A 16,126-nucleotide genomic window follows, 5' to 3' on the forward strand; every position below is an offset into this window, starting at 1 on the left:
TACCCATGCCGCGGATATTTGTCGCGCAATGTGAACGCGAAGTGACACACAATGAAAAAGAGCTGGTCCCCGAACCGAAGTTCGGGGACCAGCTCTTTGAATGATTGTTCGGCGGCGTCCTACTCTCCCACAGGGTCCCCCCTGCAGTACCATCGGCGCTGTAAGGCTTAGCTTCCGGGTTCGGAATGTAACCGGGCGTTTCCCTCACGCTATGACCACCGAAACACTATGAAACTGTGAATACCGCACCATCGCCGTGGCCCGACAACGGGGTTGTTCGTGGTTTCAGAACCAACACAGTGGACGCGAGCAACTGAGGACAAGCCCTCGGCCTATTAGTACCAGTCACCTCCACACCTTACGGCGCTTCCAGATCTGGCCTATCAACCCAGTCGTCTACTGGGAGCCTTAACCCCTCATAGGGGGTGGGAGTCCTCATCTCGAAGCAGGCTTCCCGCTTAGATGCTTTCAGCGGTTATCCCTCCCGAACGTAGCCAACCAGCCATGCCCTTGGCAGGACAACTGGCACACCAGAGGTTCGTCCGTCCCGGTCCTCTCGTACTAGGGACAGCCCTTCTCAAGACTCCTACGCGCACAGCGGATAGGGACCGAACTGTCTCACGACGTTCTAAACCCAGCTCGCGTACCGCTTTAATGGGCGAACAGCCCAACCCTTGGGACCGACTCCAGCCCCAGGATGCGACGAGCCGACATCGAGGTGCCAAACCATCCCGTCGATATGGACTCTTGGGGAAGATCAGCCTGTTATCCCCGGGGTACCTTTTATCCGTTGAGCGACGGCGCTTCCACAAGCCACCGCCGGATCACTAGTCCCGACTTTCGTCCCTGCTCGACCCGTCGGTCTCACAGTCAAGCTCCCTTGTGCACTTACACTCAACACCTGATTGCCAACCAGGCTGAGGGAACCTTTGGGCGCCTCCGTTACCCTTTGGGAGGCAACCGCCCCAGTTAAACTACCCATCAGACACTGTCCCTGATCCGGATCACGGACCCAGGTTAGACATCCAGCACGACCAGACTGGTATTTCAACGACGACTCCACAAACACTGGCGTGCCTGCTTCACAGTCTCCCAGCTATCCTACACAAGCCGAACCGAACACCAATATCAAACTGTAGTAAAGGTCCCGGGGTCTTTCCGTCCTGCTGCGCGAAACGAGCATCTTTACTCGTAGTGCAATTTCACCGGGCCTATGGTTGAGACAGTCGAGAAGTCGTTACGCCATTCGTGCAGGTCGGAACTTACCCGACAAGGAATTTCGCTACCTTAGGATGGTTATAGTTACCACCGCCGTTTACTGGCGCTTAAGTTCTCAGCTTCGCCAAGACGAATCCTGACTAACCGGTCCCCTTAACGTTCCAGCACCGGGCAGGCGTCAGTCCGTATACATCGCCTTACGGCTTCGCACGGACCTGTGTTTTTAGTAAACAGTCGCTTCTCGCTGGTCTCTGCGGCCACCCCCAGCTCGAGGAGCACGTCCCCTCACCAGTGATGGCCCCCCTTCTCCCGAAGTTACGGGGGCATTTTGCCGAGTTCCTTAACCATAGTTCACCCGAACGCCTCGGTATTCTCTACCTGACCACCTGAGTCGGTTTAGGGTACGGGCCGCCATGAAACTCGCTAGAGGCTTTTCTCGACAGCATAGGATCATCCACTTCACCACAATCGGCTCGGCATCAGGTCTCAGACAATTGCCAGGCGGATTTACCTACCTGACGTCCTACACCCTTACCCCGGGACAACCACCGCCCGGGATGGACTACCTTCCTGCGTCACCCCATCACTCACCTACTACCAGCTCGGGTCACCGGCTCCACCACTTTCCTTTCCCCGAAGGGTCCGGAACGGCTTCACGGGCTTAGCATCACTGGATTCGATGTTTGACGCTTCACAGCGGGTACCGGAATATCAACCGGTTATCCATCGACTACGCCTGTCGGCCTCGCCTTAGGTCCCGACTTACCCTGGGCAGATCAGCTTGACCCAGGAACCCTTAGTCAATCGGCGCACACGTTTCTCACGTGTGTATCGCTACTCATGCCTGCATTCTCACTCGTGAACCGTCCACCACTGCCTTCCGGCGCGGCTTCACCCGGCACACGACGCTCCCCTACCCATCACAGCCTCCGTTGGGAGTATTGCTGCAATGACACGACTTCGGCGGTACGCTTGAGCCCCGCTACATTGTCGGCGCGGAATCACTAGACCAGTGAGCTATTACGCACTCTTTCAAGGGTGGCTGCTTCTAAGCCAACCTCCTGGTTGTCTCTGCGACTCCACATCCTTTCCCACTTAGCGTACGCTTAGGGGCCTTAGTCGATGCTCTGGGCTGTTTCCCTCTCGACCATGGAGCTTATCCCCCACAGTCTCACTGCCGCGCTCTCACTTACCGGCATTCGGAGTTTGGTTAAGGTCAGTAACCCGGTAGGGCCCATCGCCTATCCAGTGCTCTACCTCCGGCAAGAAACACACGACGCTGCACCTAAATGCATTTCGGGGAGAACCAGCTATCACGGAGTTTGATTGGCCTTTCACCCCTAACCACAGGTCATCCCCCAGGTTTTCAACCCTGGTGGGTTCGGTCCTCCACGACCTCTTACAGCCGCTTCAACCTGCCCATGGCTAGATCACTCCGCTTCGGGTCTTGAGCGCGCTACTAAACCGCCCTATTCGGACTCGCTTTCGCTACGGCTTCCCCACACGGGTTAACCTCGCAACACACCGCAAACTCGCAGGCTCATTCTTCAAAAGGCACGCAGTCACGAGAACGTGCAAGCACGTTCCGACGCTCCCACGGCTTGTAGGCACACGGTTTCAGGTACTATTTCACTCCGCTCCCGCGGTACTTTTCACCATTCCCTCACGGTACTATCCGCTATCGGTCACCAGGGAATATTTAGGCTTAGCGGGTGGTCCCGCCAGATTCACACGGGATTTCTCGGGCCCCGTGCTACTTGGGTGTCTCTCAAACGAGCCGCTGACGTTTCGACTACGGGGGTCTTACCCTCTACGCCGGACCTTTCGCATGTCCTTCGCCTACATCAACGGTTTCTGACTCGTCCTGTCGCCGGCAGACAACAGAAGAGAGATCCCACAACCCCCCAAGCGCAACCCCTGCCGGGTCTCACACACTTGAGGTTTGGCCTCATCCAGTTTCGCTCGCCACTACTCCCGGAATCACGGTTGTTTTCTCTTCCTGCGGGTACTGAGATGTTTCACTTCCCCGCGTTCCCTCCACACTGCCTATGTGTTCAGCAGCGGGTGACAGCCCATGACGACTGCCGGGTTTCCCCATTCGGAAACCCCCGGATCAAAGCCTGGTTGACGACTCCCCGGGGACTATCGTGGCCTCCCACGTCCTTCATCGGTTCCTGGTGCCAAGGCATCCACCGTGCGCCCTTAAAAACTTGGCCACAGATGCTCGCGTCCACTGTGCAGTTCTCAAACAACGACCAACCACCCATCACCCCGAACCAGTAGTCCGAGTGCACTGGGGCCGGCACTGAAGGCAGCCACATTCGGCCGTACCCTCAGACACCCAACAGCGTGCCCGACACCCCTACCACCCATGATCCGCGTTCCACACTCCGAAGAGCAGTACTAGCAAGCCGAGTTGGCTGAAGATGCCGAATAATCAACGTTCCACCCATGAGCAACCAGCATCGGACGTTCGCCGATGTACTGGCCTCTGACCAAGTCCCCGAAGGTCGTTGGTGAGAAGTGCTCCTTAGAAAGGAGGTGATCCAGCCGCACCTTCCGGTACGGCTACCTTGTTACGACTTCGTCCCAATCGCCAGTCCCACCTTCGACAGCTCCCTCCCACAAGGGGTTGGGCCACCGGCTTCGGGTGTTACCGACTTTCGTGACGTGACGGGCGGTGTGTACAAGGCCCGGGAACGTATTCACCGCAGCAATGCTGATCTGCGATTACTAGCAACTCCGACTTCATGGGGTCGAGTTGCAGACCCCAATCCGAACTGAGACAGGCTTTTTGAGATTCGCTCCGCCTCACGGCTTCGCAGCTCATTGTACCTGCCATTGTAGCACGTGTGCAGCCCAAGACATAAGGGGCATGATGACTTGACGTCGTCCCCACCTTCCTCCGAGTTGACCCCGGCAGTCTCCTGTGAGTCCCCATCACCCCGAAGGGCATGCTGGCAACACAGAACAAGGGTTGCGCTCGTTGCGGGACTTAACCCAACATCTCACGACACGAGCTGACGACAGCCATGCACCACCTGTACACCGACCACAAGGGGGCACCCATCTCTGGATGTTTCCGGTGTATGTCAAGCCTTGGTAAGGTTCTTCGCGTTGCGTCGAATTAAGCCACATGCTCCGCTGCTTGTGCGGGCCCCCGTCAATTCCTTTGAGTTTTAGCCTTGCGGCCGTACTCCCCAGGCGGGGCACTTAATGCGTTAGCTGCGGCACCGACGACGTGGAATGTCGCCAACACCTAGTGCCCACCGTTTACGGCGTGGACTACCAGGGTATCTAATCCTGTTCGCTCCCCACGCTTTCGCTCCTCAGCGTCAGTAATGGCCCAGAGATCCGCCTTCGCCACCGGTGTTCCTCCTGATATCTGCGCATTTCACCGCTACACCAGGAATTCCGATCTCCCCTACCACACTCTAGCCTGCCCGTATCGACTGCAGACCCGGGGTTAAGCCCCGGGCTTTCACAACCGACGCGACAAGCCGCCTACGAGCTCTTTACGCCCAATAATTCCGGACAACGCTTGCGCCCTACGTATTACCGCGGCTGCTGGCACGTAGTTAGCCGGCGCTTCTTCTGCAGGTACCGTCACTTTCGCTTCTTCCCTGCTGAAAGAGGTTTACAACCCGAAGGCCGTCATCCCTCACGCGGCGTCGCTGCATCAGGCTTTCGCCCATTGTGCAATATTCCCCACTGCTGCCTCCCGTAGGAGTCTGGGCCGTGTCTCAGTCCCAGTGTGGCCGGTCGCCCTCTCAGGCCGGCTACCCGTCGTCGCCTTGGTGAGCCACTACCTCACCAACAAGCTGATAGGCCGCGGGCTCATCCTTCACCGCCGGAGCTTTCCACCCAGGAGCATGCGCTCCCGGGTCGTATCCGGTATTAGACCCCGTTTCCAGGGCTTGTCCCAGAGTGAAGGGCAGATTGCCCACGTGTTACTCACCCGTTCGCCACTAATCCACCCCGAAGGGCTTCATCGTTCGACTTGCATGTGTTAAGCACGCCGCCAGCGTTCGTCCTGAGCCAGGATCAAACTCTCCGTGAATGTTTTCCCGTAATCGGGACGACACCACGAGAGCGGAACGATCAGCCGGAATAAGACCGATCGTTCACAGCGTCCTCGCTGTGCGCCTGCCCCGAAGGGCAGGACTTTTTCAAAGGAACCTCGCCCCAGCCGATCGGCCGGAGACGGGGTATCAACATATCTGGCGTTGATTTTTGGCACGCTGTTGAGTTCTCAAGGAACGGACGCTTCCTTTGTACTCACCCGAGAGACTCTCTCAGGCTTTCCTCCGGGCGCTTCCCTTCGATCTTGCGTTTCCGACTCTACCAGATCTTCCCGATCCGATTTCCTCGACACTTTCCAGGTTTCCGCTTTCGCGTTTCCCTTTCCGGCGGATCCGACTCTATCAGATCCTTTCGGGCCTGATTCCCAGTCAGCGGGGATTGTCTTCCCGGCCCTCGGACCGTTCCGACGTCCCAAACATTAGCGGATCCTCCCGGGCGGCGCCTAATCGGGCCGCCGAGCCCCAATCGAATTACTTTCGGACGCGCCGAATGCAATCCCGGATGGGTGACCGTGCTGGTGGTTGGGTGCCGCATCAGCGGCCAAGGTGCCACCGCGGAACCGTTATGGCTCCGGGGCAGACCAAGAACAGTACGGATCGGCACAGGGGGTGTCAATCCCCGCTGTCAAGATTTTTTAGGCGAGGTCTAGAGCGGGGCCCGTCGACGTGTGTCGAGGGGCCCCGCTCCTGGTCAGCGCGCTGGAGGTCAGACCTCGACGACGACCGGGAGGATCATCGGGCGCCGGCGGTAGGTGTCGGAGACCCACTTGCCCAGCGTGCGGCGGATGAGCTGCTGCAGTTGGTGGGGCTCGACCACGCCGTCCTGGGCCGAGCGCTCCAGGACCTCCGTGATCTTCGGGATGACCTCGGCAAAGACGGAGTCGTCAATGCCGGAGCCCCGGGCCTGGATGTGCGGGCCACCGGTGATCTTTCCGGTGTTGGAGTCCACCACCAGGAAGACGGAGATGATGCCCTCGTCGCCGAGGATCTTGCGGTCCTTGAGCGCGGGCTCGCCGACGTCGCCGACCGAGAGGCCGTCGACGTACACGTATCCCGCCGGCACCTTGCCGGAGATCTTGGCCTTGCCCTCGACGAGGTCGACGACGACGCCGTCCTCGGCGATCACGACGCGGTCGTGCGGGACGCCGGTGAGGGCGCCCAGCTCGGCGTTGGCGCGCAGGTGCCGCCATTCGCCGTGGACCGGCATCAGGTTCCGCGGCTTGCAGATGTTGTAGAAGTACAGGAGCTCGCCCGCCGACGCGTGGCCGGAGACGTGCACCTTGGCGTTGCCCTTGTGGATTACGTTCGCGCCCCAGCGGGTCAGGCCGTTGATGACGCGGTAGACCGCGTTCTCGTTGCCGGGGATCAGGGACGACGCCAGGATGACCGTGTCGCCCGGGACGATCCGGATCTGGTGATCCCGGTTGGCCATCCTGGACAGGGCCGCCATCGGCTCACCCTGAGAACCCGTACAGACGAGCACGACCTCGTTGTCCGGCAGGTCGTCCAGCGTCTTGACGTCGACCACCAGGCCGGGCGGGACCTTCAGGTAGCCGAGGTCCCGGGCGATGCCCATGTTGCGGACCATCGAGCGGCCGACGAAGGCGATCTTGCGGCCGTACTTCTGTGCCGTGTCCAGGATCTGCTGGATGCGGTGGACGTGGCTGGCGAAGCTCGCCACGATGATGCGCTTGTGTGCGCCGGCGAAGACCTGGTCCAGCACATTCGCGATGTCGCGCTCGGGCGGGACGAAGCCCGGTACCTCGGCGTTCGTGGAGTCCGAGAGGAGGAGGTCGATGCCCTCGTGGCTCAGGCGGGCGAACGCGTGCAGGTCCGTGAGGCGACCGTCCAGCGGGAGCTGGTCCATCTTGAAGTCACCGGTGTGGACCACCATGCCGGCGGGCGTACGGATGGCGACCGCGAGGGCGTCCGGGATGGAGTGGTTGACCGCGACGAACTCGCAGTTGAAGGGGCCGATCTGCTCGCGATCGCCCGCCTCCACCTCGAGCGTGTACGGGCGGATGCGGTGCTCCTGGAGCTTCGCCTCGATCAGCGCGAGGGTCAGCTTGGAGCCGATCAGCGGGATGTCCGGCTTCTCGCGCAGGAGGTACGGGACGCCACCGATGTGGTCCTCGTGGCCATGGGTGAGGACGATGCCCGCGATGTCGTCGAGGCGGTCCCTGATGGACGTGAAGTCCGGCAGGATCAGGTCGATTCCGGGCTGCTCCTCCTCAGGGAAGAGCACTCCGCAGTCGACGATCAGCAAGCGGCCGTCGTACTCGAAGACCGTCATGTTTCGGCCGATTTCACCGAGGCCTCCGAGCGGGGTGACGCGCATGCCACCCTTCGGGAGCACCGGCGGAGCGCCGAGTTCAGGATGCGGATGACTCAAAAGACTCTCCTCACCACGCGCGCCACGTACCTGGCAGGGCACGTGGCGCGCGTGACGTTCGTGCAGTAGCAGTTGTCTGTGTGGGATGCAGGCGCGGTGGCCTGCGGGTTCTGCCTATTCAGTTGTGAAGTCTGTGGTCAGAGCTCTACCCCGCCGGCGGCAAGATCGATCTTGAGCTGGGCGGTCTCCTCGGGCGACAGCTCGACCATCGGAGCGCGCAGCGGTCCGGCGGGCAGGCCCTGGAGGGCGAGTGCGGCCTTGGTGGTCATGACGCCCTGGGTGCGGAACATGCCGGTGAAGACGGGGAGCAGCTTCTGGTGGATCTCGGTGGCCTTCTGGACGTCGCCCGAGATGTACGCGTCGAGCATGGCGCGCAGCTCCGGGGTGACGACATGGCCGACGACGGAGACAAAGCCGACCGCGCCCACGGAGAGCAGCGGCAGGTTCAGCATGTCGTCGCCGGAGTACCAGGCGAGGCCGGAGCGGGCGATGGCCCAGCTGGCCCGGCCGAGGTCTCCCTTGGCGTCCTTGTTCGCGACGATACGCGGGTGCTCGGCGAGCCGCACGATCGTTTCGGTGTTGATCGGTACGCCGCTGCGCCCGGGGATGTCGTAGAGCATCACCGGCAGCTCGGTCGCGTCGGCGATGGCCGTGAAGTGCCGGTAGAGGCCCTCCTGCGGGGGCTTGTTGTAGTACGGCGTCACGATCAGCAGGCCGTGCGCGCCGGCCTTCTCGACTGCGCGGGCCAGCTCGATGCTGTGGTGGGTGTCGTTCGTGCCGACGCCGGCGACGATGTGGGCCCGATCGCCCACCGCCTCCAGTACGGCTCGTACGAGGTCCGATTTCTCCGCGTCGCTGGTGGTCGGGGACTCGCCGGTGGTGCCGTTGATGATCAGGCCGTCGTTGCCTGCGTCCACCAAGTGGGCAGCGAGCCGCTGCGCGCCGTCGAGGTCGAGTGCGCCGTCCGCCGTGAAGGGCGTGACCATGGCGGTGAGGACCCTCCCGAAGGGGGTCTGCGGAGTGGAGGTCGGAGCCATGGGTAACACGCTACTCGCTGCTCAACGCGGGGTCTGCCCTCGGGGGACACGACAAAGTGCGACAAAGGTGGAGCCCGGCACTGCCTGCTCGGGGGTTCAAGCAGTGCCGGGTCCGTTTGATCAGGCTAGATGAACTTCTCGAAATGCCGCAATACGGACACTTCGCTCGGTTGATCCGTACATCAGTACCGGCTGGCGCGCGGAAGCCATCTGTGCTGGACGTGTGGAAGCGCGTTACGGCGCCACACGCCCGTTGGCGTTGAAGGCCCCGTGCGTGAGCGGCATGAGCTTGGCCCACTCCGCCTCCATCAGCTCGCCGACCATCTCGATCTCGCGCTGCGGGAAGGACGGGACCTTCGCCATCTCGTGCTGAGTACGCAGGCCGAGGAAGTGCATCAGCGAGCGGGCGTTGCACGTGGCGTACATCGAGGAGAAGAGGCCGACCGGGAGGACCGCGCGGGCCACCTCGCGGGCCACACCGGCCGCGAGCATCTCCTGGTAGGCCTCGTACGCCTGACGGTACGAGTCCTCCATCACGCGGCCCGTGAGCTCCTGCTGCGCCTTGGTGCCCTCGACGAAGACGTACTTGCCGGGGCGGCCCTCCTGGACCAGCTTGCGGGACTCGTCCGGGACGTAGAAGACCGGCTGGAGCTCCCGGTACCGGCCCGATTCCTCGTTGTACGACCAGCCCACGCGGTGCCGCATGAACTCGCGGAAGACGAAGATCGGGGCGCTGATGAAGAACGTCATCGAGTTGTGCTCGAAGGGGCTGCCGTGCCGGTCCCGCATCAGGAAGTTGATCAGGCCCTTGGAACGCTCCGGGTCTTTCTTCAGCTCGTCCAGGGACTGCTCCCCGGCGGTCGAGACACGGGCGGCGAACAGCACGTCGGCGTCGGACGCCGTGTGCTTGATCAGCTCGACGGTGACATCGCTGCGGAAGCTGGGCTTGAGGTCGTCGGCGGGGGTGTCGGTCACGGTGCGGAGGGTCCTTCCCATCACAAGCTCGGGCGGCGCCCACTCTACGGCCCGGCACTGACAACGGGGCGTTCGGTGCCGGGCCGCGACATTCGTCGCCGAACTTCTGCGAATTTGGTGAAAGCGGGCACCTCTTGGGACGCTCGCTCGTCTGAATCGGTGACAGCGGTCGCGAGTTTCAGTGACAGCGATCGCGTTTGGGTCCCGGACACCAGCACCCGCATCCCTTCGAGTCTCCAGAGGAGAAGCAGCTCCCATGTTCCGTCGGCGCGAGCCCGTACCGCTCGCCTTCATCGCCGAAGCCGACAGGTTCCGCAGCAAGGTGACGCCCCCACCACGCGAGCGGGCGACCGCCGGACAGATAGCCGGCCGGACGCTCATCGGGCTCACCGTGGTCGCCGGGCTCGTCGGGTCCCTGATCATCGGAATGCCCGCCCTGTCACAGGATCAGTCACCTGCGACGACGCAGCACTCCCAGGCGACGGACGGCCGCTGACTCTTCCGGCCCCCCAAGGGTGGTGAGCAGCCACCCGGCTCGATAGCCTCACCGGGCACAGCCCAAGCATGGATCGAGTGAGGTTCAGTCGTGCCCCTGCCCTTCCTGACGGCGGACCGTGCCTTTGACGAGGCGGCGGACGATGTCACGCTGCCCTTCGACGACCGCGACCGCTGGCGGCGCCCCTACCGGCCCGGGCCGTGGCGGGTGGGCGCGGCCGCGCTCATCCTGCTGCTCGCCTCGTACGTGCTCATCGCCGCGGTGATCATCGCGCTCACCGGGACCCTGGCCGGGGCCGCGGCCTGTTTCGTCGTAGCCGCGCTCGCCATTCTGTGCGCGCTGCGGCTGCTGCGCATGGGCGTGTGGGTGAGTGCGCAGGGGCTGCGCCGGACGGGCTTCTTCCTGACGAGTACGGCGCGGTGGGAGCACGTCGTCGCGGTGCGGACGGTGCAGCAGCCGGTGCGCTGGCTCGGGCTGCCGCGCACCGTTCAGGGGCAGGCGCTGATCCTCGTACGCAAGGATCGTGCACCCGAGGACGTGCCGCCGCTGCTGACCTCGCACAACGCCGACTTCCTGGCGCGTGCGGAGGCCTTCGACCGCGCTGCGGACTCCGTCGAGGTGTGGGCGGACGAGTATCGGCGGGGCTGAGGCCGAGTAGGCCAAGTACGCCTCCTCAGGCACGACGAAGGGGCCCTCCGCAGTGCGCGGACGGCCCCTTTCGCTTCGTGTCACCGCTGAGGTGCGTACGGCGCCGAGGTGCGTATGGCCTTCAGGCCGCGACCGACCTGCCCTCGTGCAGGGCGATGGCCCTCTGCATCGCCTTGCGGGCGCGCGGGGTGTCCCGGGCGTCGTGGTAGGCGACGGCGAGGCGGAACCAGCTGCGCCAGTCGTCCGGGGCGTCCTCGGTCTCGGCCTTGCGCTTGGCGAAGACCTCGTCGGCCGAGTCGCGGTCGATGCGGCCGCCCGCGGTCCGCCTCAACTCGTCGACGGGCAGGCCGCCTTCGGCGTCGAGCTCGGCGGCGAGCCGGTTGGCTTTCTGGACGAACTGGGTGTTCTTCCAGAGGAACCAGAGGCCGATGACCGGCAGGATCAGCACCGCGACACCGAAGGTGACGGTGATCAGGGTGCCGTTCTGGATGAGCAGCACGCCTCGGCTGCCGACCAGGACGAAATAGACGACCAGGGCGGCGGCCGTGAGGGCGTAGGTGATCTTCGCGCGCATGTCTGCCGGCTTCTGTTGTCCGTCCCCCGGCTCAGCCGAGGTCCAGGAAGTGTTCCAGGCCGAAGGTGAGGCCCGGTGTGGTCACCACGCGGCGGGCGCCGAGCAGGATGCCCGGCATGAAGCTGCTGTGGTGGAGGGAGTCGTGGCGGATGGTGAGGGTCTCGCCCTCGCCGCCGAGCAGGACCTCCTGGTGGGCGAGCAGACCGCGCAGGCGGACCGCGTGCACCGGGACACCGTCGACGTTTGCGCCGCGGGCGCCCTCCAGGGCGGTGACCGTGGCGTCCGGGGCCGGGGCGGAGCCCGCCTTGGCCCGCGCCTCGGCGATGAGCTGAGCCGTGCGCGTGGCGGTGCCGCTGGGGGCGTCCACCTTGTTCGGGTGGTGGAGCTCGATGACCTCGACCGACTCGAAGTAGGGCGCGGCGATCTGCGCGAACTTCATCGTCAGGACGGCCCCGATGGAGAAGTTGGGCGCGATGAGCACGCCCGTCTCCGGGGACTGGGCCAGCCAGTCCTTGAGCTGCGCGAGGCGCTCGTCGGTCCAGCCCGTCGTGCCGACCACGGCGTTGATGCCATGTCGTACGCAGAAGTCGAGGTTGGCCATCACCGAGGCCGGCGTGGTCAGTTCGACGGCGACCTGGGCGCCGGTCTCAACCAGCGTCTCCAGTTCGTCGCCCCGGCCGAGCGCGGCCACCAGCTCCATGTCGTCGGCGGCCTCGACCGCTCGTACCGCTTCGGCCCCGATACGGCCCTTGGCACCGAGGACCGCCACGCGCAGCTTGCTCATGTCTCTTGCTTCCTTGACGGAGGGTGTCAGGCGACCGCGTCGTGCAGACGGCTCGCCTGCTTGTCCTTGAGCGGGCCGATGACCGACAGCGAGGGTCGCTGTCCCAGGATGTCGCGGGCGACCGAGCGGACCTCGTCCGGGGTCACCGACGCTATCCGGGCCAGCATGTCGTCGACCGACATCTGCTCGCTCCAGCACAGCTCACTCTTGCCGATACGGTTCATCAGCGCACCGGTGTCCTCGAGGCCGAGGACGGTGGAGCCCTGGAGCTGGCCGATGGCGCGGCCGATCTCGTCGTCTGACAGACCGTGCTCGGCGACCTGGTCCAGCTCGTCGCGGCAGAGCTTGAGCACGTCGTGGACCTGGCTGGGACGGCAGCCCGCGTAGACGCCGAAGAGGCCGCAGTCGGCGAAGCCCGAGGTGTACGAGTACACGCTGTAGCACAGGCCGCGCTTCTCGCGGACCTCCTGGAAGAGGCGGGAGGACATGCCGCCGCCGAGGGCGGTGTTCAGGACGCTCAGGGCCCAGCGGCGGTCGTCCGTGCGGGCGAGGCCCGGCATGCCGAGGACGACATGGGCCTGCTCGGTCTTGCGGCCGAGCAGTTCGACGCGGCCCGCGGTGCGGATGGCGCGGCGGCCGTCGCGCGGGGCGATCGGCTCGGCGGCGGTCTCCCTGAGGGCGCCCGCCTTCTCGAAGGCGGCGCGGACCTGGCGTACGACCTTGTTGTGGTCGACGTTGCCCGCGCAGGCCACGACCAGGTGCGTCGGGTCGTAGTGCTTCTTGTAGAAGCGGCGGATGCGGTCCGCGGTGAGGGCGTTGACCGTGTCGACCGTGCCGAGGACCGGGCGGCCCAGGGCGTTGTCGCCGAACATGGTGTGCGCGAACAGGTCGTGCACGCAGTCGCCCGGGTCGTCCTCCGTCATCGCGATCTCTTCGAGGATCGCGCCGCGCTCGACGTTGACGTCCTCTTCGAGGATGAGCGAGCCGGTCAGCATGTCGCAGACGACGTCGATGGCGAGCGGCAGGTCGGTGTCGAGCACGCGCGCGTAGTAACACGTGTACTCCTTCGCCGTGAACGCGTTCATCTCGCCGCCGACCGCGTCGAGGGCGGCGGAGATGTCCAGGGCGCTGCGCTTGTGGGTGCCCTTGAAGAGCAGGTGCTCCAGGTAGTGCGTGGCGCCGTTCAGGGACGGCGTCTCGTCGCGCGAGCCGACGTGCGCCCAGATGCCGAAGGTGGCGGAGCGCACGGAGGGCAGGGTCTCGGTCACGATGCGCAGACCACCCGGGAGGGTGGTCTTGCGGACCGTACCGATGCCGTTGACGCCCTTGATGAGGGTTTGGGTACGGGCGACGGCCCGCGCCTCCGAAGAGGTGCGGGCCGTCGCCATGGAGCTACTTGACGTCACTTGTCGGTGTCGTCCTTCGTGTCATCGTCGCCTTCGCCCTCGATCACGGGGATGAGGGAGAGCTTGCCGCGGGAGTCGATCTCGGCGATCTCGACCTGGACCTTGGCGCCCACACCGAGCACGTCCTCGACGTTCTCCACGCGCTTGCCGCCGGCGAGCTTGCGGATCTGCGAGATGTGCAGCAGACCGTCCTTGCCCGGGAGCAGCGACACGAACGCGCCGAAGGTCGTCGTCTTCACGACGGTGCCCAGGTAGCGCTCGCCGACCTCCGGCATGGTCGGGTTGGCGATGCCGTTGATCGTGGCGCGGGCGGCCTCGGCCTGCGAGCCGACCTGGGCACCGATGTAGATGGTGCCGTCGTCCTCGATCGTGATCTCGGCGCCGGTGTCCTCCTGGATCTGGTTGATCATCTTGCCCTTGGGGCCGATGACCTCACCGATCTTGTCCACGGGGATCTTGACGGTGATGATCCGCGGGGCGTTCGGGGACATCTCGTCGGGCCGGTCGATGGCCTCGGTCATCACATCGAGGATGTGGAGGCGGGCGTCACGGGCCTGCTTGAGGGCCGCGGCCAGGACGGAGGCCGGGATGCCGTCCAGCTTGGTGTCGAGCTGGAGGGCGGTCACGAAGTCCTTCGTACCGGCGACCTTGAAGTCCATGTCGCCGAAGGCGTCCTCCGCACCGAGGATGTCGGTAAGGGCGACGTAGTGCGTCTGGCCGTCGATCTCCTGGGAGATCAGACCCATCGCGATACCGGCGACGGGAGCCTTCAGCGGCACACCGGCGTTCATCAGCGACATGGTCGAGGCGCAGACCGAGCCCATGGACGTCGAGCCGTTGGAGCCGAGGGCCTCGGACACCTGACGGATCGCGTACGGGAACTCCTCGCGGGTCGGCAGGACCGGCACGATCGCGCGCTCGGCGAGCGCGCCGTGGCCGATCTCGCGGCGCTTCGGGGAGCCGACGCGGCCGGTCTCACCGACGGAGTAGGGCGGGAAGTTGTAGTTGTGCATGTAGCGCTTGCGGGTCACCGGGGAGAGGGTGTCCAGCTGCTGCTCCATGCGGAGCATGTTGAGGGTGGTGACGCCCAGGATCTGGGTCTCGCCACGCTCGAACAGCGCGGAGCCGTGCACGCGCGGGATGGCCTCGACCTCGGCGGCGAGCGTACGGATGTCCGTGACGCCGCGGCCGTCGATGCGGACCTTGTCCTTGATGACGCGCTCGCGGACCAGCTTCTTGGTCAGCGCACGGTACGCGGCGGAGATCTCCTTCTCGCGGCCCTCGAACTGCGGGAGCAGCTTCTCGGCGGCGATCTCCTTGACGCGGTCCAGCTCGGCCTCGCGGTCCTGCTTGCCGGCGATGGTGAGCGCCTGGGCGAGCTCGCTCTTGACCGCGGCGGTCAGGGCCTCCAGGACGTCGTCCTCGTAGTCGAGGAAGATCGGGAACTCGGCGGTCGGCTTGGCGGCCTTCGCGGCGAGGTCCGACTGCGCCTTGCACAGGACCTTGATGAAGGGCTTCGCGGCCTCGAGACCGGCGGCGACGACTTCCTCGGTCGGCGCCTCGGCGCCGCCCTGGACCAGCTGGATGGTCTTGTCGGTGGCCTCGGCCTCGACCATCATGATCGCGACGTCGCCGTCCTCCAGGACGCGACCGGCGACCACCATGTCGAAGACGGCGTCCTCGAGCTCGGTGTGCGTCGGGAACGCGACCCACTGGCCGTTGATCAGCGCGACGCGGACGCCGCCGACCGGGCCGGAGAAGGGCAGACCGGCCAGCTGCGTGGACGCGGAGGCGGCGTTGATCGCCACGACGTCGTACAGGTGGTCGGGGTTGAGGGCCATGATCGTGGCGACGACCTGGATCTCGTTGCGCAGGCCCTTCTTGAAGGACGGGCGCAGCGGGCGGTCGATCAGCCGGCAGGTGAGGACGGCGTCCTCGGAAGGACGGCCCTCGCGGCGGAAGAAGCTGCCGGGGATCTTGCCGGCGGCGTACATCCGCTCCTCGACGTCCACCGTGAGGGGGAAGAAGTCGAGCTGGTCCTTGGGCTTCTTGGAAGCGCTGGTGGCCGACAGCACCATGGTGTCGTCGTCCAGGTACGCCACGGCGGAGCCGGCGGCCTGCTTGGCCAGGCGGCCCGTCTCGAAGCGGATGGTGCGGGTGCCGAAGGATCCGTTGTCGATAACGGCCTCGGCGTAGTGGGTCTCGTTCTCCACTAGCGATATCTCCTCGTCTTCGTCCCGTCCTGCCCGTGTGGCAGGGGGACGGTGGCGGAGAGCGCTCCTTCTGGTGCGGGCCGGTCTTCGATCGAAGCACCCGGGGCTCGCAATCCCCCGGGGGCCACTACCGAGGACCGGCGGCGGCGAGGTGCGCTTCTCCTCGTTCGGTGTTGTGGCACCGCCCTACCCGGCGGGTACGGCGGCGTCACGCTGTGTCGTACGTGCTGTGTGCTGCGTGGTGCGTTTCCGTTGTGCTACCACACTACAAAGCGTCAGTGACACTCCGCACGTACAGAGC

General features: G+C 64.6%; 9 protein-coding genes and 3 rRNA genes. 2 read left to right on the forward strand and 10 right to left on the reverse strand.

From position 1 onward, the window contains the following. Positions 1 to 106 precede the first annotated feature (106 nt). From rrf to thyX, 6 genes are all read right to left on the reverse strand, one after another. Positions 107 to 223: ribosomal RNA gene (gene rrf / locus C4B68_RS10585) — 5S ribosomal RNA — on the reverse strand. A 92-nt stretch (positions 224 to 315) separates the two neighbouring features. Beyond that, a 23S ribosomal RNA gene (locus tag C4B68_RS10590) occupies positions 316 to 3,434 on the reverse strand. Positions 3,435 to 3,752: 318 nt separating this feature from the next. Continuing rightward, positions 3,753 to 5,278: ribosomal RNA gene (locus C4B68_RS10595) — 16S ribosomal RNA — on the reverse strand. Together the 16S, 23S and 5S rRNA genes form the textbook arrangement of a ribosomal RNA operon. Before the next feature lie 728 nt (positions 5,279 to 6,006). Then, on the reverse strand, positions 6,007 to 7,692 hold the full coding sequence (locus C4B68_RS10605) for a ribonuclease J (protein ID WP_099502523.1): 1,686 nt from the start codon (positions 7,690 to 7,692) through the stop codon (positions 6,007 to 6,009). 137 nt (positions 7,693 to 7,829) lie between these two features. Beyond that, positions 7,830 to 8,729, reverse strand: coding sequence for a 4-hydroxy-tetrahydrodipicolinate synthase (gene dapA / locus C4B68_RS10610; RefSeq protein ID WP_099502524.1), 900 nt, complete (start codon positions 8,727 to 8,729; stop codon positions 7,830 to 7,832). A 234-nt stretch (positions 8,730 to 8,963) separates the two neighbouring features. After that, the gene (gene thyX, locus C4B68_RS10615; protein WP_099502525.1) at positions 8,964 to 9,704 is read right to left on the reverse strand and encodes an FAD-dependent thymidylate synthase; all 741 of its coding nucleotides are present in this window, start codon (positions 9,702 to 9,704) and stop codon (positions 8,964 to 8,966) included. A gap of 256 nt (positions 9,705 to 9,960) precedes the next feature. On the opposite strand from thyX, the gene C4B68_RS10620 reads away from it, so the two are divergent. Together C4B68_RS10620 and C4B68_RS10625 are read left to right on the forward strand one after the other, a co-directional pair. Further along, positions 9,961 to 10,200, forward strand: a complete 240-nt coding sequence (locus C4B68_RS10620; protein WP_099502526.1) for a hypothetical protein — start codon at positions 9,961 to 9,963, stop codon at positions 10,198 to 10,200. Positions 10,201 to 10,290: 90 nt separating this feature from the next. Beyond that, positions 10,291 to 10,848, forward strand: a complete 558-nt coding sequence (locus C4B68_RS10625) for a hypothetical protein (protein WP_099502527.1) — start codon at positions 10,291 to 10,293, stop codon at positions 10,846 to 10,848. A 121-nt stretch (positions 10,849 to 10,969) separates the two neighbouring features. Here the strand turns inward: C4B68_RS10625 and C4B68_RS10630 are convergent, their stop codons facing one another. The 4 genes from C4B68_RS10630 to C4B68_RS10645 are packed head-to-tail and all read right to left on the reverse strand — an operon-like array spanning position 10,970 to position 15,825. Next, the gene (locus tag C4B68_RS10630) at positions 10,970 to 11,422 is read right to left on the reverse strand and encodes a hypothetical protein (RefSeq protein WP_099502528.1); all 453 of its coding nucleotides are present in this window, start codon (positions 11,420 to 11,422) and stop codon (positions 10,970 to 10,972) included. Between the two features lie 31 nt (positions 11,423 to 11,453). Continuing rightward, positions 11,454 to 12,206, reverse strand: a complete 753-nt coding sequence (gene dapB / locus C4B68_RS10635) for a 4-hydroxy-tetrahydrodipicolinate reductase (RefSeq protein WP_099502529.1) — start codon at positions 12,204 to 12,206, stop codon at positions 11,454 to 11,456. A 26-nt stretch (positions 12,207 to 12,232) separates the two neighbouring features. After that, on the reverse strand, positions 12,233 to 13,612 hold the full coding sequence (locus C4B68_RS10640; RefSeq protein WP_099502530.1) for a M16 family metallopeptidase: 1,380 nt from the start codon (positions 13,610 to 13,612) through the stop codon (positions 12,233 to 12,235). Then, positions 13,609 to 15,825 (reverse strand): polyribonucleotide nucleotidyltransferase, encoded by a 2,217-nt coding sequence (locus C4B68_RS10645; protein ID WP_099502531.1) that lies wholly within the window; start codon positions 15,823 to 15,825, stop codon positions 13,609 to 13,611. Before C4B68_RS10645 ends, C4B68_RS10640 begins: the two co-directional genes overlap by 4 nt. Positions 15,826 to 16,126: the final 301 nt, after the last annotated feature.

The sequence above is a fragment of the Streptomyces dengpaensis genome (genome assembly GCF_002946835.1).
GTDB classification, from domain to species: Bacteria; Actinomycetota; Actinomycetes; order Streptomycetales; family Streptomycetaceae; genus Streptomyces; species Streptomyces dengpaensis.

Coding starts and splice junctions, on each gene's coding strand:
- dapA (WP_099502524.1), bottom strand. CDS start 8,729: ATGGCTCCGACCTCCACTCCGCAGACCCCCTTCGGGAGGGTCCTCACC.
- C4B68_RS10620 (WP_099502526.1), top strand. CDS start 9,961: ATGTTCCGTCGGCGCGAGCCCGTACCGCTCGCCTTCATCGCCGAAGCC.
- C4B68_RS10630 (WP_099502528.1), bottom strand. CDS start 11,422: ATGCGCGCGAAGATCACCTACGCCCTCACGGCCGCCGCCCTGGTCGTC.
- dapB (WP_099502529.1), bottom strand. CDS start 12,206: ATGAGCAAGCTGCGCGTGGCGGTCCTCGGTGCCAAGGGCCGTATCGGG.